The following is a 17,985-nucleotide window of genomic DNA, read 5'->3' on the forward strand; positions in this document are numbered from 1 at the left end:
TCTCTGTGGGAGCGGGCTTGCCCGCGATAGCGATCTACCTGAAAACATTGATGTTGGATGTGCCGGCCTCTTCGCGGGCAAGCCCGCTCCCACAGGGTCCGGAGGTGGCCAGACATCAGTGAAACGGATGCCGCGGGCTGTCGATCGCCCTCACTCCATGCTTACGCCACAACTGGCCATACCCGCGCACCAGAAACCCGCCGCTGCGCGCCAGCCATTGCTCGCGGCGTGCGCGATAAGCGTGGGGCAAGTCGTACCAAGGCAGGCCCGGCAAGTCGTGATGCACCAAGTGAAAATTGAGGTTGAGGAACAGCCATCGCCACGGCCAGCCCGCTTCGTTGAGCACGGTGCGCTGCTCCGGTGCCGCGTGCGGGCGATGTTCATAGTAGGAGCGAATCATCGCGATCGACAGCGCCGGCACACTGATCAGCAACAGGTAATGCCACACCGGCAATGCGCTGTAGCGCGCGATGAACAGCAGCATCAGCAGGGTGAGCGCGCCATGGCTGAGCCACATCAACCAGGCCTGACGTTCGCCGTTTTTCAGGCGTTGCAATTCTTCCGCGGCCAATGACAGCAAGGCCAGCGGCGCACCGATGGCGAAGCGGCCGAGTACGGTTTTGTTCAGCCAGTGCAGGCCCTGTTCGAACAGTGAACTGCCCTGCCAATGCTCGGCACTCACATAGCGACTTTCCGGATCGAGACCGGGAAGGGTCAGGTCTTCGTCGCGGTGATGCAGCAGATGGCTGTCGCGATACAGGGTGTAGGGATACCACACGGCAAACGGCGCGTAGCCGAGGATTTTGTTCAGCGCCGGCCAGCGGGTCGGATGGCCGTGCAGCAGTTCGTGCTGCACCGACAGCCAGAGCACCACAACCGGGATCAGCAACAACGTACTCAACCACAGGCCCAATCGATGGCTGCCCAGCACGATGGCGAACCAGGCGCTGTACACGCCGATCAACAACAGCCAGGTCGGCCACTCGGTGCGGGCGGTCAGGCGTTGGCGCAGGGTTTCGATTTCTTCTCGGTGGGCGCTATCGAAGTAATGGGGCATGGCGTTGCTCGGATCGGGGACCAGTCCCCTTCTGTGCAACGGCGGCGGGATTTCTTGCAGATTATTTTCGGTGTCGCTCCCGCATTGCGCGGGAGCGATCGGTCAGCTCAGGATCAATGGCCGAACACATTCACCTTCTTGGCTTTCTTGTCGGCGCGTTTTTCAATGGCGGTTTTCGCCGGCTTTTTCTTGTCAGCTTTCTTTGAATCCATACCTTTGGACATGATGCGTACTCCACTTACAGGGGATGTGAGATCAGGTATACACCTATCCTTGAGCACACGTTCTTTTATAATCGCCCGCTTTGCGCACCGACAGTCCGAGACCATGCCCGACACGCAATTCACCCAACTCGATGAGCCGCTTTGGCCATTGATGAACAAGTTTTACCGCGCCCATCAATCGTCGATGAAAGCGGTTCGCGATGCGCAATTGTGGGTCGCCCGGCGCAATGTAATCGTCGGCGCGTTGTGCTTGCGTCCGGTCTCCGGCGGGCATTGGCTGACCGGTTTGTTTGTCGATCCGTCGTGTCGCGATCAAGGGATTGCCGCCGCGTTGATCACGGCGGCGGTGAAGGATTGCGAATTGCCGGTGTGGCTGTTCTGTCATCCGGACTTGCGTGGTTTTTATGAGCGTCGCGGATTTACGTTTGATCCGCCGATGCCCTACGCGATGGTCGAGCGTTTGAGTCGTTATGCCCGCAGCAAGCCGATGATCGCCATGGGCTTAGAACCGTTGGTTAGGTCGACTGTCGATAATGTGTGATCGGCCCATGCGGCCTGCGTGCTAGCCTCGCTGTCGACTTCGACTTCGCTCAGGACGCCCCCCATGAAACCTGCTCTTCTGGCTGTGACGCTGACCGCTTTGCTCGCTCCTGTTTTCAGCCATGCCGCCGCACCAACCGTGTCCGCCGAGGAATACGCCAAGGTATTGGCCGGCAGTTGGCGTGCACCGGAAAACGTCGCGCGTGATGGTTACCGTCACCCGCAACAGAGCTTGCAGTTTTTTGGCTTGGGGCCGAAGCAGACGGTCATTGAAATCACCCCCGGCAACGGCTGGTACAGCGAATTGCTGGCACCGTTGCTCAAGGACAATGGCCATTACATCGCGGCGGTCCAGGCGCCGACGGTCAGTGATTACGCACGCAAGAACGAAGAGAAGCTGAAGAGCAAATTCGCTGCGGTTCCCGCTCAGTACACCAAGGCCCAAGTGCTTGAGTTCGATCCGAAAGCCCCGGCATTCGGCCAACCGGGCTCGGCGGACACCGTGCTGACCTTTCGCAACGTGCACAACTGGGTGCTGGCGGACACCGCGCCGCTGATGTTCCAGGCCTTCTTCAAAGTGCTCAAACCGGGTGGCGTGCTCGGCGTGGTGGATCACCGGGCCAAGGACGGGGCATCACTGGAGGACATCAAGCACAGCGGCTACCTGACCACCGATTACGTGGTGAAAATGGCGACCGATGCGGGTTTCAAGCTTGAGGCGCAGAGCGAAATCAACGCCAACCCCAAGGACACCAAGGATTATCCCGAAGGCGTGTGGACCTTGCCGCCAGCGCTGACACTGGGCGAGAAGGATCGGGCGAAATATGTGGCGATTGGCGAGTCGGACCGGATGACGTTGCGGTTCGTCAAACCTGCGAAATAAAAAGCAGAATCAAAAGATCAATCGTCGGCGTTGGGATCAAGGTCCGGGAACATCACTTCGGTAAAGCCGAACTTGCTGAAATCGCTGATGCGCGACGGGTATAACCGGCCGATCAAGTGATCGCATTCATGCTGCACCACCCGCGCATGGAATCCCGAGGCGATGCGCACGATCGGTTGCCCCTTTGGATCGAAACCTTCATAGCGAATGTGTTGATAACGCTCAACCGCACCACGCAGACCGGGCACCGACAGGCAGCCTTCGAAACCTTCTTCCAGCGTCGGGCTCAGCGGTGTGATCAACGGGTTGATCAGGATCGTCTGCGGCACCGCTTCGGCGTCCGGGTAACGTTCGCTGTGTTCGAAACCAAAGATCACCAGTTGCAGGTCCACGCCGATCTGCGGCGCGGCCAGGCCGACACCGCCGACGCTTTCCATAGTCTGGAACATGTCGTCGATCAGTTGCCACAGCTCCGGGCTGTCGAACATTTCGGCCGGCACTGGCGGGGCGATGCGCAGCAGGCGTTCATCGCCCATTTTCAGGATTTCACGAATCATGGTCAGGTTTCGTCAATGGTTGGTTTGGGTTGTGAATGATCACGGCCCAGTCCCGACACGTGGTGTTTTTCCTCATGGACGGGACCCAGCTCGCCGGCAACTTTTTCGCCCGGGTCTTTGCCCTCTCGCGACATGTGCTCGATCACCGCATTCATCTCCGCGCCGAGCAGCAACACGGCGGCGGAAATGTAGAAGTACAACAGCAACACGATGATCGCGCCGATACTGCCATACATGGCGTTGTAGTTGGCGAACTCCTTGACGTACAAACCGAAGCCCAGCGACGCGATGATCCATACCACCACGGCCAGCACCGAGCCAGGGGTGATGAAGCGAAACTCTTGTTTGACGTCGGGCATGACGTAGTAGATCAACGCCACGGCGACCATCAGCAAGATCACGATCACCGGCCAGCGCGCGATGGTCCAGAGGGTGACGATGAAATATTCGAGGCCGACTTGCGCGGCGATCCAGCTCATGACCTGCGGCCCGAGCACCATCAGCGCAGCGGCGACCAACAGCATGCCGGCGATGCCGACGGTGTAGATGATCGACAGCGGAAAACGCTTCCACGCCGGGCGGCCTTCGACCACATCGTAAGCGGCGTTCATCGCGCTCATCATCAAGCGCACACCGGCCGAAGCAGTCCACAGGGCAATCACGATACCCACCGAGAGCAAACCGCCCTTGGACTGCTGAAGTTGGTCGATCACCGGGTTCACCTGTTCCAGTGCCTGGGGCGGCAGCACCAGTTCCGATTGCAGGCGCAGCCACGAGAAGAAGTCCGGCAGGTGCAGGAAGCCGATCAGGGCGATCAGGAACAGGATGAAGGGAAACAGCGAAAACAGCATCTGATAGGCCAGCGCCGAGGCATAGGTCGACATCTCATCGTCGACGAACTCGGTGACCGTGCGCATCATCACACGGTGGATTGGCAGACCTTTCATGTCCGGAAAAATCATTCGCGTCTCCATTCGCCGCAAACAGGATGGGATTGAAATCGTGGCGACTCAGGGGCCGTTTTCATTCATCAAAGTAGCCTACCTGGCGACTTTGAAACAATTTCATCACTCAAGTTCAGGCTGACACAAAAACGGCCATCCGGGGATGGCCGCATCGTGCTTTTATCAAAGGCCGGATCAAGCCTTGTCGACACCTTTTTTGACGGCATCCTTGGCCTTGCCGACCGCTTGTTGGGCCTCGCCTTTCTTTTCTTGCACCACGCCTTCGGCGCGCATTTTGTCATTACCGGTGGCCTTGCCGACGCCTTGCTTGACGTTGCCGGCGGCTTCGTTGGCCATGCCTTTTACTTTATCGCCAGTGCTGCCCATGGTGATTCTCCTGCGTACATTTCAATGTGAGGAAAAGTGGTTACACAAGGTTGACCGGGAGCGTTTGCGCGGAGTTTCATTTATTTTCAGCAGGACATTTTATCGTTCGATGCAGGTTGAGCTTTATGTTTGCCCGGCTACCCTTGAGAATGCGCCTCGTATTGGCGCCGTGGCGCTGAAGATCCAATCCCCGCAGGAATGTTATGAAACTCGATAAAAAGCAGGCCATTGCCCGCAGAAACCAGGAACTTGGTGGTGCTGTGCTTGGCGTCAACAACTGCCACTTCACCGAACTGAACCGCAACCGCAATATCTGGTGGTTCGATATTCCGGTGGCGCGTCTGGCCGTTGGTCAGTACGAGTGGATTCACCTGCTGATGCACACCCCGGACACCGACGAACTGCTGCATCTGAAAGTGCCGACGGTGTTCCTGCGCGAGAAGCTCGAAGGCCTGGTGATTCGCAATCAGGGCAAGCGTAAAGCGGCCCTGAGCCTGGAACTGAGCGCCGACAAGGACTCGTACTTGCAGGACATGCGTCCGGCAGGCACCAACGTCAACTTCGCGCCGTTCCGCCAGTAACAGCAAAAGCTTCGCGAGCAAGCCCGCTCCCACATTCGATCGCATTCCTTCTGGAGGAACCCGGTTAAATGTGGGAGCGGGCTTGCTCGCGAAGACGACCTGACAGGCACCAATGACTTATCAGGCATCCAACAAAAAGCCCCGTATCTGCGGGGCTTTTTGTTTTACGCGGTGGCTTTCTTCGCGTTGATCTTCTTCAACTCTTCATCGCGCAGTTCACGACGCAGGATCTTGCCGACGTTGGTGGTCGGCAATGCATCGCGGAACTCCACGGAGCGCGGGACTTTGTAGCCGGTGACGTTGGCGCGCATGTGCTCCATCACCGTTTCCTTGGTCAGGGTCACACCCGGTTTGGCGACGATGAAAATCTTGATCGCTTCGCCCGACTTCTCGTCCGGCACGCCGATGGCCGCGCATTGCAGCACGCCCGGCAGGGTCGCCAGCACGTCTTCGAGCTCGTTCGGGTACACGTTGAAACCGGACACCAGGATCATGTCTTTCTTGCGATCGACAATGCGCATGTAGCCATCGGGCTGGATCAGCGCGATGTCACCCGTCTTCAACCAGCCTTCGCTGTCGAGCATTTCGTCGGTGGCGTCCTGACGCTGCCAGTAGCCCTTCATCACTTGCGGACCTTTCACACACAGCTCGCCGATTTCGCCCATCGGCTGCTCGACACCGGCATCGTTGATGACTTTGCACAGAGTCGATGGCACCGGAATACCGATGGTGCCGATCTGGATGTTCTGGATCGGGTTGACCGTGGCTACCGGGCTGGTTTCGGTCATGCCGTAACCTTCGCAGATGGCGCAACCGGTGACCGCTTTCCAGCGTTCGGCGGCGGCCAGTTGCAGGGCCATGCCGCCGGACAGGGTGACTTTCAGCGCCGAGAAATCCAGCTTGCGGAAGCCTTCGTTGTTGCACAGGGCCACGAACAGGGTGTTGAGGCCGACGAAGCCGCTGAACTTCCACTTCGACAGTTCCTTGACCATCGCCGGCAGGTCGCGCGGGTTGCTGATCAGGATGTTGTGGTTGCCGATCAGCATCATCGCCATGCAGTGAAAGGTGAAGGCATAGATGTGGTACAGCGGCAGAGGCGTGATCAGCACTTCGCAACCTTCATTGAGGTTGGAGCCCATCAGCGCCTTGCACTGCAACATGTTCGCCACCAGGTTGCGGTGGGTCAGCATCGCGCCCTTGGCCACACCGGTGGTGCCGCCGGTGTATTGCAGCACCGCCACATCGCCGCTGGCCGGGCTGGCTTCAGCCACTGGCTGGCCATGGCCCTTGCTCAGCACGTCGTTGAACTTGATGGCTTTTGGCAAGTGATACGCCGGCACCATCTTCTTCACGTACTTGATGACGCTGTTGATCAGCAGGCGCTTGAGCGGCGGCAGCAGGTCGGCGACTTCGGTGACGATCACGTGCTTGACGCCGGTCTTCGGCACCACGGTTTCTGCCAGATGCGCCATGTTGGCCAGGCAGACCAGGGCCTTGGCGCCGGAGTCGTTGAATTGGTGTTCCATTTCCCGCGCGGTGTACAGCGGGTTGGTGTTGACCACGATCAGCCCGGCGCGGATGGCACCGAAGACGGCAACCGGGTACTGCAACACGTTGGGCAATTGCACGGCGATTCGATCGCCCGGCTGCAAATCGGTATGCTGTTGCAGATATGCGGCAAAGGCACCGGACAATTCGTACAGTTCACCGTAGGTGATTGTCTTGCCCAGGTTGCTGAATGCCGGTTTGTTGGCGAAGCGTTGGCAGGATTGCTTCAACACTGCCTGAATATTCGGGTACTCGTCTGGATTGATGTCGGCAGCAATTCCAGCTGGGTACTTATCCTTCCAAAAGTCTTCGTTCATGGAAGCCCACTCCTCAGCAACGCGAATTCAGCACCGCATTTGATGCGATTATTATTGGTGTTTGGTCATTGGTGAATCTGGCTGACAGAAGGCCGAGAAGTCACAAAGCGCGCCGAGAGTAGCAGCTTTGCCAAGGGTCGCCTAGAGCCAAAAGCGGCCTCTACAGTCACATTTGTGACTCAAGAATGACAAGCAGTCATTTTAGAGCAAAAAACCTATAAAGCCCTGTAGCCCGCAGAAAACGGGACTTTACCCCAAAAAGCATCGCGGGCAAGCCTTACTCCTACAGTGGGGAGTCGTTCACACCAGGGTGGACGACTCGATAACTGTAGGAGCAAGGCTTGCCCGCGATCCGCGCGAAGCGCGGCCATTCACCGGTCAGGCAATATCCCGCAACTCCCGCCGCAGAATCTTGCCCACCGGCGTCATCGGCAACGACTCACGCAACACGATGTGCTTGGGCACTTTGTACGCCGTGAAGTTTTCCTTGCAGTAAGCCTTCAGCTCTTCAAGGCTTACTCCGGCCTCACGGGCCACCACGAACAACTTAACCGCCTCGCCCGAACGCTCGTCCGGCACACCGATGACCGCGCAGTTGGCGACTTTCGGGTGGGCCATGACCACGTCTTCGATTTCGTTCGGGTACACGTTGAAACCCGAGACGATGATCATGTCTTTCTTGCGATCGACGATGCGCACAAACCCGTCTGGATCGATCACCGCGATATCACCAGACTTGAACCAGCCCTCGGCATCCAGCACTTCGTTGGTCGCCTCGGGTTTCTGCCAGTAGCCCTTCATGATCTGCGGGCCCTTGATGCACAGCTCTCCCCGCTCGCCCAACGGCTGCTCGACGCCGTCATCATTGATCACTTTCAGCGTGGTGCCCGGCACCGGCAGACCGACCGTGCCGATGCGCGACTGGTCGCCGTACGGGTTGGTGCAGGCCACCGGCGAGGTTTCGGTCAGGCCGTAGCCTTCGGTGATGCGGCAACCGGTCAATTGCTCCCAGCGTTCAGCGGTGGCCTTGACCAGCGCGGTGCCGCCGGAGTTGGTGAGCTTGAGGCTGGAGAAGTCCAGGGTCTTGAAGTCCGGGTGGTCCATCAGCGCGACGAACAGCGTGTTCAGCCCCAGCAACGCCGAAAAGCGCCAGTTTTTCAGTTCCTTGATGAAGCCACCGATGTCGCGCGGATTGGTGATCAGCACGTTGTGGTTGCCGGTCACCATCATGCACATGCAATTCGCCGTGAATGCATAGATGTGGTACAGCGGCAGCGGCGCGATCATCACCTCTTTCCCTTCGCGCAGCAGCGGTTGGCCATCGGCCGCAAACTGACTCAGGCAAGCGCGCGCCTGCTGCATGTTCGCCACCAGGTTGCCGTGGGTCAGCATCGCGCCCTTGGCCAGGCCGGTGGTGCCGCCGGTGTATTGCAGCACCGCGATGTCATTGAGGCCGGCGCTCAGCGGCTTGATCCCCAGGCCTCGGCCCATGCGCAGCGCACTTTTGAAGGAAATGGCCTGGGGCAAGGAATAGGCCGGGACCATTTTCTTGACCTTGCTCACCAGCGTATTGACCAGCCAGCCTTTGGCGGCGGGCATCAGGTCGCCCATCTTCGCTTCGATCAAGTACTGGATGTCGGTATCGGGCAGCACTTCCTGGACTTTCTGCCCGAACATGTTCAGGTATACCAGCGCCCGGGCGCCGGAATCCTTGAACTGGTGACGCATCTCCCGCGCGGTGTACAACGGATTGGTGTTGACCACGATCAGCCCGGCGCGCAAAGCGCCGAACACGGCGATCGGGTATTGCAGGACGTTGGGCATCTGCACCGCGATGCGATCCCCCGGCACCAGGTCGGTGTGGGCTTGCAGGTAACCGGCGAACGCTGCGCTGTAGCGTTCCAGTTCGGCGTAGGTCAGGGTGACGCCCATGTTGCTGAACGCCGGGCGGTCAGCAAATTTCTTGCAGGAACGCTCGAACACCTCGATGACCGACTTGTATTCCGCGACATCGATGTCCAGCGGAACGCCGGCCGGGCGTTTGTCATTCCAGAAATCAGGTTGCATTGTTCTTGTCCTCTTTACCTGAACCTATCCGGGGCCGCTGGTCTGTCATTTCAAAAACAGAGAGCGGAGCTTCACGGACACTAGCAGCTATGGCGAATCAGGCAAATATGGGTAACGGCGTCATTGACCGTGTGAATCTTCCTGCCGTGGCGTGGGCTGATGCCAGCCTCGGAATGAGCTATACAATGCAACCAACTCGCGCCACCTGCATGGAAAGGAATCGCCATGATCCACGACACGTTCTGGCTGACCACCAGTGACCGCAGCCGTCTCTTCGTCAACCAGTGGCTGCCAGCCGGCGACCTCAAGGCCGTGATCCTGCTCGCTCACGGCATGGCAGAACACAGCGGCCGCTACGCGCGTCTGGCAGAAAAACTCTGCGATCAGGGCTACGGTGTTTATGCGCCGGATCAGCGCGGACATGGCAAAACTGCCGAAAACGGGACGCTGGGCCATTTCGCCGACAGCGACGGTTGGGCCAAAGTGGTGGGCGACCTCGCGTGCCTCAACCAGCACATCGGCCAGCAGCACCCCGGCGTGCCGATCGTGCTGCTCGGCCACAGCATGGGCAGCTACATCGCCCAGGCCTATCTGCTGCATCACAGCGCCAGCCTGCACGGTGCCGTTCTCAGCGGTTCGAACTTCCAGCCTGTGGCGCTTTATCGCGCGGCACGTCAGATTGCACGGCTCGAACGCCTGCGCCAGGGCCCCAAGGGACGCAGTGCGCTGATCGAATGGCTGTCGTTCGGCTCATTCAACAAACAGTTCAAACCGGCGCGCACCCGTTTCGACTGGCTCAGCCGCGACCCGGCGGAGGTCGATCTGTACGCAAACGACCCGCTCTGCGGCTATCGCTGCACCAATCAAATGTGGATCGATTTGCTCGGTGGGTTGCAGCAAATCAGCAAAGCGTCCAATCTCGCTCAGATCGATCCCGGCCTGCCGTTGCTGGTGATTGGCGGCGAATGTGATCCGGTGAGCGAAGGCAAACGTCTGAAAGATCTGGCCGACGCCTTGCGCGAGGCCGGCAGCCAGAGCCTGCAACTGACCATTTACCCGCAGGCGCGGCATGAACTGTTCAACGAAACCAACCGCGATGAAGTGACCGCCGATGTGCTGGCCTGGATCAACCAGACGCTGAGCAATCCCCGGCCACACCGAACCGAATAGTTTTTTGTGAATTTTTTTATTCGTCACAGGAATTGAGACAGATGACCCAGGTTACCAACACCCCTTACGAAGCCCTCGAAGTCGGCCAGACCGCCAGCTTTAGCAAGACTGTCGAAGAGCGCGACATTCAGTTGTTCGCCGCGATGTCGGGCGACCACAACCCGGTGCACCTGGATGCCGAATACGCCGCCAGCACCATGTTCAAGGAACGCATTGCCCACGGCATGTTCAGCGGTGCGCTGATCAGCGCCGCAGTCGCCTGCGAGTTGCCTGGGCCGGGCACCATCTACATCGGTCAGCAAATGAGTTTTCAGAAGCCGGTGAAGATTGGTGACACCCTGACAGTGCGTCTGGAAATCCTCGAGAAACTGCCGAAATTCCGCGTGCGCATTGCCACTCGCGTATTCAACCAGCGCGAAGAATTGGTGGTGGATGGTGAGGCGGAAATTTTGGCGCCGCGTAAGCAGCAGTCTGTGACGCTGACCGAGTTGCCGGAAATCAGCATCGGTTAAACGATCAGCCAAAAATAATGTGGGAGCGAGCCTGCTCGCGATAAGGACCTGACATTCAACATCGATGTTGACTGATCTGGCGCTATCGCGAGCAAGCTCGCTCCCACAGTTTTTACCGGCCTGGCTTACGAACGTGCGCGAGCCTGGTTACGCAGCGCTTTCACCTGATCATGATTGCGTTGCACGCCATGGTACTGGCGCTCAACGATGTCACGAATGCCCACCAGGTTGTGCTTGTTGATTTTCTCCATGGCGTCCCGATAAGCCTTCAGTGCATGGTCTTCACCACGCTCGGCTTCATTGAGTACCGCCTCTTCGTCCTTGCCGGTGAACATCGACTTCACGTCGACCCAGCGACGGTGCAGGTCGCCGCTGACACTGGTTGAAGTTTCTGGATCGCCACCCATCGAACGCACGGCACTCTGCAATTCCGACGCAGCGGCTGCACAGTCAGCGGAACGTTGCACGAACAGGGTTTTGAGTTCAGGGTGCTTGATGTCTTCAGCGCAAGTCTTGAACCCTTCCTGACCGTCTTTGCTGGTTTCAATCAGGTCGTTGAGTACAGAGATCGCTTCTTTATTCATGTCGGTCATTTTTCAATTCCTTGCGGTTGATGAAAGATGACTTACTCATTGCAGAGCGCATGCCAGCTTGGAAACGATTAATTTCCTGATATTTTTCAAATAGTTAACTTTATACAGAAAATCTGTATCCGTTTTTTTTGCATGATCTGTCAATTGGCCTGCATGCAGAATGCCTGTATTTTCCAGACTGACCGAATCAAGACGACTGCGTGATGAACCCTGAAAAGCTCGAACTGCTGATAACCCGCGAAATGCCCTTTGGCAAATACAAGGGCCGCATCATCGCGGACTTGCCGGGCCCCTACCTGAACTGGTTCGCCCGCGAAGGTTTCCCCCATGGCGAATTGGGCGGCTTGCTGGCCCTGATGCAGGAAATCGACCACAACGGTTTGTCGGAACTGCTCGAACCGCTACGTGCCAAACATGGCAAACCCGCGCCTCTCCACTGATTCATTAATCCCGCCTCCGATTGAGTAGCCCATGCCCGACAATACCCGCCGCGCCCGAGATGAAGCCTTTTGGCGGACCTTTGCCGATCGCTACGATTTGCAACCGGGCCCGATCAATCTGGAAAACGGTTACTTCGGGCGCATGTCGCGCACGGTGGTCGAGGAATATCAGCGCAACATCGAACTGATCAATCGCGGTAATTCGGTTCATGTGCGCCAGCGTTTCGAACAGGGCGAGAGCGTGAAGATCCAGGCGCAGGTGGCCAAGCTCATTGGCATGCCCGGCGAGAGCATCGCCCTCACCCGCAACGCCTCCGACGGTTTGCAATCGTTGATCCGCAATTACAATCGGCTGCAACCGGGCGACCAGGTGCTGATCTGTGATCTGGAATACGACACGGTAAAGAGCGCCATGCGCTGGCTGGCACGTCATCGCGGTGTCGAAGTGATCGAGATCGATCATACGCACCCCGCCAGTTTCGACAGTTTGCTGAGCACCTACCGCGAGACCTTCGCCCGATATCCGCGACTCAAGTTGATGACACTGACCCACGTCACCCACCGCACCGGTCTGGTGATGCCGGTGCAAGCGATTGCCGCCGCTGCCAAGGAACATGGCATCGATGTGATCCTCGACGGCGCCCACGCGCTGGGCCAGTTCGAATTCGACCTTGATGAACTGGGCATCTCTTTCGCCGCCTACAACCTGCACAAGTGGATCGGTGCGCCGCTGACCCTTGGCTTTCTCTACATCGCCCCCGAGCGCCTTGCGGACATCGACCCGGACATGGGCGAAATGCATTTCCCGATCACCGACATTCGCGCCCGCACGCCATACAGCACACCGAACATCCCGGCGTTGCTGACCCTGCCGTTGGTGCTCGAAGAGCATTGGGCCATGGGTGGTTCGCCCGCCAAAGGCACGCGTCTCAACTACCTGCGTAACCTGTGGGTCGGAGCAGTGCGCGAAGTGCCGGGCATCGAAGTCCTGACCCCGGACGATCCACGGCTGTATTGCGGCATCACGGCGATGCGTTTTACTGCACATGCCGATCAACAAGTGATGGTCGAGCGACTGCTCAACGAATACAACCTGTTCACCGTGGTACGCAGCGGCGCGGCGTGTGGTCCGTGCATCCGGATTACACCGGGGCTGACCACCACCGCTGACGACATGAAGCGCTTGACCACGGCGCTGATCGAACTGCGCTGACGTCACACGGTGTATTTGTCGAAGTCCTCGGGCCTGATTTGCGTCGACACCGCAAAGGTGTCGATACCGATGGTCATCTGCCCGAAAAATCCGTCCTCATTGGAATCGCGGCCCAGCGTGTGAATCTTCAGGGTCGAGTCTTCCCCGCCCATGGTGGTGTAAAAGTAATCCTGATCGTTGGTCAATGCTGTCGCGGCCCGGCCGCTGTATTGGCGGCTGCCGAGCACCGAGCGCGAGGCCACTTCGGGAAAGTACAGTTGCCCCACCCAGGCCACGTGCCGTTCTTCGAGATAGTTGTTGCCCGAGGTGATTCGCACGGCGACATGAATATGCAGGGCGCGCCCGGCATAGAAACCCGGAAAGATGCTGGTAAAGCGTACGTTGCCCGACTTGTCGGTGAACTGCCCGCCACGCAAGTACGTGTCGTCGTCGGTTCGCGGGATCGCGCCGATATCGCCGACGTCGGCTTCAAGGTCCGGATTGATTTTGCTCCAGCCCGAATAGAACCCACGCGCATTGCAGTGCCAGATATCCACCAGCGCGTCAGTGACCGGTTGAGCGGTCATGGCATCGACGATTTTCAAGCGCAGCACCAACGGAATGCCGTCGGCGCCTTCGCTGATGTTGCGGCGGATCAGTTTCGGATTGCGGAAGTACGGCCCGGCGATCTGCTCCGGGGAAAGCAGGTAAACGGGTGATGCTGAGGTGTAGGCGTCCATGACGTTCTCTCTTCCATAAGATGAACGCAGGCTAGCACTGGTCGATTCAGGGGGTGCGGTAACTATGTATCGCAGGATGTCCTTGTGGAGGCATCGTTTTTTGGGGCAAAAAAAAACGGTGCACCGACCAAGCGCACCGTAAAGCCGTAGAACACACAACGAAGTGTCGGGTGAAGCGATCAGTCCAGCAGCGCCAATGCCTCGGCGGTGCATTCCTGAATGCGGGCCCAGTCGCCGTTCTTGATCCACTCCGGATCAAGCATCCAGCTACCGCCCACGCACATGACGTTTTTCAGCGCCATGTAGCTCTTGATGTTGGCCGGACCGACGCCGCCGGTCGGGCAGAATTTCACTTCGCCGAACGGGCCGCCCAGGGCCTTGATGGCTGCGACGCCGCCGCTGACTTCCGCCGGGAACAGCTTGAAGCGGCGATAGCCCAAGCCGTAGCCTTCCATGATGCCCGAGGCATTGCTGATGCCCGGCAACAGCGGAATCGGGCTGGCGACGCTGGCTTCCAGCAGATCGCGGGTGATGCCTGGCGTGACGATGAACTGCGAGCCCGCCGCTTCGGCCGCGGCCAGCATATTGCGATCGAGCACGGTGCCGGCACCGGTCATCAGTTCCGGACGCTGCTCGCGCAGGATCTGGATGGCCTTGAGGCCGAACTGCGAACGCAGGGTCACTTCCAGGGCGGTCAGGCCACCGGCCGCGAGGGCATCGGCCAGCGGCAGGACGTCCTGTTCGCGGGCAATGGTGATCACCGGCAGGATCCGCGCCTTGGCGCAGAGGCTGTCGATCAGGGCAACTTTATCCGCCATGGAAACGGTCGGGGATGGGTTTTTCATAGCGGCTGTTCCTTGGCTCATGGGCACCAGTAAATCTCTAACGTGGGTTGCAGAAAAGCGCGAATCGGCATTGCGGCGACATCGTCACCGGCCAGTGCGGTATTCAGGGTGGTCAGCTTCGACTGACCGGAAATCGACAGAATCTTGTGCTTGGCCGAGGCCAGCAGCGCCCGGGTCATGGTCAGGCGCTGATGCGGCACGGTCGGCGCCAGCATCGGGTAGCAACGACGAATACCATCAGCCTGCAAGGCTTCGGCAAGGTTCGGGCTGTTGGGGAACAGCGACGCGGTGTGACCGTCATCGCCCATGCCCAACACCAACACATCGATCACCGGCAACTCGGAGAGCAAACGGTCGGCGTGATCGGCAGCCTGTTCGAGGTTGGCGCTGGCGCTGTACAGGCTCAGGAATTGAGCCTTGGCCGCCGGGCCTTGCAACAGGTAGCGCTTGATCAGTCCGGCGTTGCTGTCGGCGTGCTCAACCGGCACCCAGCGTTCGTCAGCCAGGCTGACGACCACGTTCGACCAGTCCAGCGCCTGCTTGGCCAGGTGCTGGAAAAAAGCCACCGGGCTGCGGCCACCGGACACCACCAGGGTCGCAGTGCCCTGGGCGTCGATCGCATCGCTCAATTGTTTGGCCACCTTCAGCGCCAGGCCTTCGGCCAGCAGCGTCGGGCTCTTGAACTCATGGGTGCTGACACCCTGAGGCAGTTTCAAATCAGATATCGCCATACCACGACCTCCCATCCCGCGTGATCAGAGCAATGGAGCTCATCGGCCCCCAGGACCCGGCCGCGTACGGCTTGGGCGCATCACCGGATTTTTTCCACCCGGCGATCAACTGGTCACACCAATTCCACGCGGCTTCGATTTCATCTTTACGGACAAACAGGTTCTGATTGCCACGCATCACTTCCAGCAACAACCGCTCGTAGGCATCGGGAATCCGTGCGCTGCTCCAGGTGTCGGAAAAATTCAGCTGCAACGGACCGCTGCGCAGCTGCATGCCTTTGTCCAGGCCTTGATCTTTGGTCATCACGCGCAAGGAAATGCCTTCGTCCGGTTGCAGGCGGATAATCAGCTTGTTGCTGATTTGCAGGCGCTGCTCAGGGGCGAAAATGTAGTGCGACGGTTCCTTGAAGTGGATGACGATCTGCGACAGTTTTTGCGGCATGCGCTTGCCGGTGCGCAGGTAGAACGGCACGCCGGCCCAGCGCCAGTTGCGGATGTCGGCACGCAGGGCAACGAAGGTTTCGGTATCGCTCTGGGTGTTGGAATTGGGTTCTTCCAGATAGCCCGGCACCGCTTTGCCTTCGCTGTAACCGGCGATGTACTGGCCGCGTACCACTTGTGTGGTCAGGCCTTCCGGGCTGATCGGCGCCAAGGCCTTGAGCACTTTGACCTTCTCGTCGCGGATGCTGTCGGCGGACAGGTCGGCCGGCGGGTCCATGGCGATCAGGCAGAGCAGTTGCAGCAGGTGATTCTGGATCATGTCCCGCAGCTGACCGGCCTTGTCGAAGTAGCCCCAGCGGCCCTCGATGCCGACCTTCTCGGCCACGGTGATTTCCACGTGGGAGATGTAATTCTGGTTCCACTGGGTTTCGAACAGGCTGTTGGCGAAACGCAGGGCGATCAGGTTCTGGACGGTTTCTTTGCCCAGATAGTGGTCGATGCGGTAGGTGCGGTTTTCCGGGAAGAACTGCGCCACGGCGTCGTTGACCTTGCGCGAGGATTCCAGGTCCGAACCGATGGGTTTTTCCAGCACCACGCGGGTATTTTCCGCCAGGCCGACCTTCGCCAGGTTTTCGCAGATCGCACCGTAAACAGCGGCCGGGGTCGCAAAGTAGGCAATGACCCGCTGCGAGCTGCCGGCCATCTCGGCCAGGGCGACGTAGTCTTCGGACTTGAGGAAATCGACGTGCAGATAAGTCAGGCGTGAGAGAAAACGTTCGACAACGGCTTCGTCCAGCTCTTTGGCACCGACGTAGCGGCGCAGCTCGGAGGCGATGAACGTCAGGTGCTCCTGCTCGCTGCCAGGCTCACGGGCTAGCGCGATGATCCGCGTGTCCTCGTGCAAGAGGCCGGCGCCGTCGAGTTGATAAAGGGCAGGAAACAACTTTCGCAGGGCCAGATCGCCGAGGGCGCCGAACAAGGCAAAGGTGCACGGTTCAACCGTAATCGAGAGCATGATGTTTGTTCTTTTATCAAGTTAAGCTACAAATACCTTTTTTCAAGGCATCACTCAAGGGAAAATGTAGTAATAACCACAACATTTTCGCAAAATACAGATTCCGAGTGGTGGTCGGTCGGAGCCATCAGTAGGATAGGCCACCGTTATGGGCCACACCAAAGGCCCTTTTTGCATTAGCCGCGCGCTTATCGGCGCAGGTGAATCAAGGATACTCATATGGACCGCGTGCGAAATTTACTGGAACAAATCCAGAGTCGCCTTGAAGAGTTGAACAAGGCCGAACGCAAAGTCGCCGAGGTGATCCTGCTCAACCCACAGCAGGCCACCCGTTTCAGCATCGCCGCCCTCGCCCAGGCCGCTTCGGTCAGCGAGCCGACGGTCAACCGTTTCTGCCGCTCGTTCGGTGTCAGCGGCTACCCCGAGCTGAAGCTTCAGTTGGCCCAGAGCCTGGCCAGCGGCGCTGCCTATGTCAGTCGAGCGGTTGAAGCTGACGACAATCCGGAAGCGTATACCAAGAAGATTTTCGGCAGCGCCATTGCGTCCCTGGACAGCGCCTTGCAGGCACTGGACCCAAACCTGATCAGCCGCGCCGTCGACCTGTTGATCCAGGCCCGGCAAATCCACTTCTTCGGCCTCGGCGCCTCCGCCCCGGTGGCGCTGGATGCGCAGCACAAGTTCTTCCGTTTCAACCTGGCCGTGACCGCCCATGCCGATGTGCTGATGCAGCGCATGATTGCCTCGGTGGCGCATACCGGCGAATTGTTCGTGATCATTTCCTACACCGGCCGCACCCGCGAACTGGTGGAAGTGGCGCGCATTGCCCGGGAGAACGGTGCTTCGGTACTCGGCTTGACCGCAGAGAACTCACCGCTGGCCAAGGCCAGCACTTTGAGCCTGAACATTCCACTGCCGGAAGACACCGACATCTACATGCCGATGACTTCGCGGATCATTCAACTGACCGTGCTCGATGTGCTCGCCACCGGCATGACCTTGCGTCGCGGGGTGGATTTCCAGCCGCATTTGCGCAAGATCAAAGAGAGTTTGAATGCGAGCCGGTATCCGGTGGGTGACGAGTTCAATTGATCCGGAATCTCCGCTGACTGATCCGGCCCCATCGCGGGCAAGCCTTGCTCCTACAGTTTTAAGTCGTCCGCAAATTCGGCGGGCAACCTCAACTTTGTAGGAGCAAGGCTTG

19 protein-coding genes are annotated in these 17,985 nt (G+C 58.9%); 8 read left to right on the plus strand and 11 right to left on the minus strand.

Annotated elements, in window-relative coordinates; translation table 11 throughout:
- Positions 1 to 115 precede the first annotated feature (115 nt).
- A complete protein-coding gene (locus V6Z53_RS26565; RefSeq protein ID WP_338582569.1) occupies positions 116 to 1,057 on the minus strand; it encodes a fatty acid desaturase in 942 nt (313 codons plus the stop codon).
- A gap of 327 nt (positions 1,058 to 1,384) precedes the next feature.
- Here V6Z53_RS26565 and V6Z53_RS26570 point away from each other — a divergent pair, with 327 nt between their 5' ends.
- On the plus strand, positions 1,385 to 1,822 hold the full coding sequence (locus tag V6Z53_RS26570) for a GNAT family N-acetyltransferase (protein WP_338582570.1): 438 nt from the start codon (positions 1,385 to 1,387) through the stop codon (positions 1,820 to 1,822).
- Positions 1,823 to 1,885: 63 nt separating this feature from the next.
- Positions 1,886 to 2,704, plus strand: a complete 819-nt coding sequence (locus V6Z53_RS26575) for a methyltransferase (RefSeq protein WP_338582571.1) — start codon at positions 1,886 to 1,888, stop codon at positions 2,702 to 2,704.
- A 17-nt stretch (positions 2,705 to 2,721) separates the two neighbouring features.
- Here V6Z53_RS26575 and def read toward each other — a convergent pair whose 3' ends face one another.
- The 3 genes from def to V6Z53_RS26590 form a co-directional block, all read right to left on the minus strand.
- Positions 2,722 to 3,261: a peptide deformylase gene (def, locus tag V6Z53_RS26580; protein ID WP_338582572.1), complete on the minus strand. Its 540-nt coding sequence runs from the start codon at positions 3,259 to 3,261 to the stop codon at positions 2,722 to 2,724.
- Positions 3,262 to 3,263: 2 nt separating this feature from the next.
- Positions 3,264 to 4,223, minus strand: a complete 960-nt coding sequence (locus V6Z53_RS26585) for a YihY/virulence factor BrkB family protein (protein ID WP_338582573.1) — start codon at positions 4,221 to 4,223, stop codon at positions 3,264 to 3,266.
- Positions 4,224 to 4,400: 177 nt separating this feature from the next.
- Positions 4,401 to 4,592 (minus strand): CsbD family protein, encoded by a 192-nt coding sequence (locus V6Z53_RS26590; protein WP_046816634.1) that lies wholly within the window; start codon positions 4,590 to 4,592, stop codon positions 4,401 to 4,403.
- A gap of 203 nt (positions 4,593 to 4,795) precedes the next feature.
- On the opposite strand from V6Z53_RS26590, the gene V6Z53_RS26595 reads away from it, so the two are divergent.
- Complete coding sequence (locus tag V6Z53_RS26595) at positions 4,796 to 5,173, plus strand: hypothetical protein (protein WP_338582574.1); 378 nt, start codon at positions 4,796 to 4,798, stop codon at positions 5,171 to 5,173.
- Positions 5,174 to 5,337: 164 nt separating this feature from the next.
- Here V6Z53_RS26595 and fadD1 read toward each other — a convergent pair whose 3' ends face one another.
- Together fadD1 and fadD2 are read right to left on the minus strand one after the other, a co-directional pair.
- Positions 5,338 to 7,038 carry a long-chain-fatty-acid--CoA ligase FadD1 gene (gene fadD1, locus V6Z53_RS26600; protein ID WP_338582575.1) on the minus strand — a complete coding sequence of 567 codons (1,701 nt, stop codon included), beginning with the start codon at positions 7,036 to 7,038 and terminating at the stop codon, positions 5,338 to 5,340.
- 378 nt (positions 7,039 to 7,416) lie between these two features.
- Positions 7,417 to 9,105 (minus strand): long-chain-fatty-acid--CoA ligase FadD2, encoded by a 1,689-nt coding sequence (gene fadD2, locus V6Z53_RS26605; RefSeq protein ID WP_338582576.1) that lies wholly within the window; start codon positions 9,103 to 9,105, stop codon positions 7,417 to 7,419.
- Positions 9,106 to 9,330: 225 nt separating this feature from the next.
- Between fadD2 and V6Z53_RS26610 the strand changes: the two genes are divergently transcribed.
- Positions 9,331 to 10,275 (plus strand): alpha/beta hydrolase, encoded by a 945-nt coding sequence (locus V6Z53_RS26610; RefSeq protein WP_338582577.1) that lies wholly within the window; start codon positions 9,331 to 9,333, stop codon positions 10,273 to 10,275.
- Positions 10,276 to 10,316: 41 nt separating this feature from the next.
- A complete protein-coding gene (locus tag V6Z53_RS26615) occupies positions 10,317 to 10,787 on the plus strand; it encodes a MaoC family dehydratase (RefSeq protein ID WP_338582578.1) in 471 nt (156 codons plus the stop codon).
- 125 nt (positions 10,788 to 10,912) lie between these two features.
- Here the strand turns inward: V6Z53_RS26615 and V6Z53_RS26620 are convergent, their stop codons facing one another.
- Positions 10,913 to 11,380, minus strand: a complete 468-nt coding sequence (locus V6Z53_RS26620) for a PA2169 family four-helix-bundle protein (protein WP_338582579.1) — start codon at positions 11,378 to 11,380, stop codon at positions 10,913 to 10,915.
- A 203-nt stretch (positions 11,381 to 11,583) separates the two neighbouring features.
- On the opposite strand from V6Z53_RS26620, the gene V6Z53_RS26625 reads away from it, so the two are divergent.
- Both V6Z53_RS26625 and V6Z53_RS26630 read left to right on the plus strand, forming a co-directional pair.
- The gene (locus V6Z53_RS26625) at positions 11,584 to 11,820 is read left to right on the plus strand and encodes a DUF3820 family protein (protein WP_338582580.1); all 237 of its coding nucleotides are present in this window, start codon (positions 11,584 to 11,586) and stop codon (positions 11,818 to 11,820) included.
- Between the two features lie 31 nt (positions 11,821 to 11,851).
- Positions 11,852 to 13,033 carry an aminotransferase class V-fold PLP-dependent enzyme gene (locus V6Z53_RS26630; RefSeq protein ID WP_338582581.1) on the plus strand — a complete coding sequence of 394 codons (1,182 nt, stop codon included), beginning with the start codon at positions 11,852 to 11,854 and terminating at the stop codon, positions 13,031 to 13,033.
- A gap of 2 nt (positions 13,034 to 13,035) precedes the next feature.
- Here the strand turns inward: V6Z53_RS26630 and V6Z53_RS26635 are convergent, their stop codons facing one another.
- From V6Z53_RS26635 to zwf, 4 genes are all read right to left on the minus strand, one after another.
- Positions 13,036 to 13,752: an intradiol ring-cleavage dioxygenase gene (locus tag V6Z53_RS26635; protein WP_338582582.1), complete on the minus strand. Its 717-nt coding sequence runs from the start codon at positions 13,750 to 13,752 to the stop codon at positions 13,036 to 13,038.
- Positions 13,753 to 13,931: 179 nt separating this feature from the next.
- Positions 13,932 to 14,597, minus strand: a complete 666-nt coding sequence (locus V6Z53_RS26640; RefSeq protein ID WP_338582583.1) for a bifunctional 4-hydroxy-2-oxoglutarate aldolase/2-dehydro-3-deoxy-phosphogluconate aldolase — start codon at positions 14,595 to 14,597, stop codon at positions 13,932 to 13,934.
- Positions 14,598 to 14,614: 17 nt separating this feature from the next.
- Positions 14,615 to 15,328: a 6-phosphogluconolactonase gene (gene pgl / locus V6Z53_RS26645; protein WP_338582584.1), complete on the minus strand. Its 714-nt coding sequence runs from the start codon at positions 15,326 to 15,328 to the stop codon at positions 14,615 to 14,617.
- Entirely contained in the window at positions 15,315 to 16,784 is a 1,470-nt protein-coding gene (gene zwf, locus V6Z53_RS26650) for a glucose-6-phosphate dehydrogenase (protein ID WP_338582585.1), read from the minus strand. The genes pgl and zwf overlap by 14 nt, the downstream gene beginning before the upstream one ends.
- Before the next feature lie 228 nt (positions 16,785 to 17,012).
- On the opposite strand from zwf, the gene V6Z53_RS26655 reads away from it, so the two are divergent.
- Positions 17,013 to 17,873 (plus strand): MurR/RpiR family transcriptional regulator, encoded by an 861-nt coding sequence (locus V6Z53_RS26655; protein WP_173668879.1) that lies wholly within the window; start codon positions 17,013 to 17,015, stop codon positions 17,871 to 17,873.
- The last annotated feature ends 112 nt before the right edge of the window (positions 17,874 to 17,985 follow it).

Source organism: Pseudomonas sp. MAG733B, assembly GCF_036884845.1.
Taxonomy (GTDB): Bacteria; Pseudomonadota; Gammaproteobacteria; order Pseudomonadales; family Pseudomonadaceae; genus Aquipseudomonas.

Coding starts and splice junctions, on each gene's coding strand:
- V6Z53_RS26640 (WP_338582583.1), bottom strand. CDS start 14,597: ATGAAAAACCCATCCCCGACCGTTTCCATGGCGGATAAAGTTGCCCTG.
- V6Z53_RS26630 (WP_338582581.1), top strand. CDS start 11,852: ATGCCCGACAATACCCGCCGCGCCCGAGATGAAGCCTTTTGGCGGACC.
- fadD2 (WP_338582576.1), bottom strand. CDS start 9,105: ATGCAACCTGATTTCTGGAATGACAAACGCCCGGCCGGCGTTCCGCTG.
- pgl (WP_338582584.1), bottom strand. CDS start 15,328: ATGGCGATATCTGATTTGAAACTGCCTCAGGGTGTCAGCACCCATGAG.
- V6Z53_RS26625 (WP_338582580.1), top strand. CDS start 11,584: ATGAACCCTGAAAAGCTCGAACTGCTGATAACCCGCGAAATGCCCTTT.
- V6Z53_RS26595 (WP_338582574.1), top strand. CDS start 4,796: ATGAAACTCGATAAAAAGCAGGCCATTGCCCGCAGAAACCAGGAACTT.
- V6Z53_RS26635 (WP_338582582.1), bottom strand. CDS start 13,752: ATGGACGCCTACACCTCAGCATCACCCGTTTACCTGCTTTCCCCGGAG.
- V6Z53_RS26615 (WP_338582578.1), top strand. CDS start 10,317: ATGACCCAGGTTACCAACACCCCTTACGAAGCCCTCGAAGTCGGCCAG.
- V6Z53_RS26620 (WP_338582579.1), bottom strand. CDS start 11,380: ATGACCGACATGAATAAAGAAGCGATCTCTGTACTCAACGACCTGATT.
- V6Z53_RS26590 (WP_046816634.1), bottom strand. CDS start 4,592: ATGGGCAGCACTGGCGATAAAGTAAAAGGCATGGCCAACGAAGCCGCC.
- fadD1 (WP_338582575.1), bottom strand. CDS start 7,038: ATGAACGAAGACTTTTGGAAGGATAAGTACCCAGCTGGAATTGCTGCC.
- V6Z53_RS26585 (WP_338582573.1), bottom strand. CDS start 4,223: ATGATTTTTCCGGACATGAAAGGTCTGCCAATCCACCGTGTGATGATG.
- V6Z53_RS26565 (WP_338582569.1), bottom strand. CDS start 1,057: ATGCCCCATTACTTCGATAGCGCCCACCGAGAAGAAATCGAAACCCTG.
- V6Z53_RS26575 (WP_338582571.1), top strand. CDS start 1,886: ATGAAACCTGCTCTTCTGGCTGTGACGCTGACCGCTTTGCTCGCTCCT.
- zwf (WP_338582585.1), bottom strand. CDS start 16,784: ATGCTCTCGATTACGGTTGAACCGTGCACCTTTGCCTTGTTCGGCGCC.
- V6Z53_RS26610 (WP_338582577.1), top strand. CDS start 9,331: ATGATCCACGACACGTTCTGGCTGACCACCAGTGACCGCAGCCGTCTC.
- def (WP_338582572.1), bottom strand. CDS start 3,261: ATGATTCGTGAAATCCTGAAAATGGGCGATGAACGCCTGCTGCGCATC.
- V6Z53_RS26570 (WP_338582570.1), top strand. CDS start 1,385: ATGCCCGACACGCAATTCACCCAACTCGATGAGCCGCTTTGGCCATTG.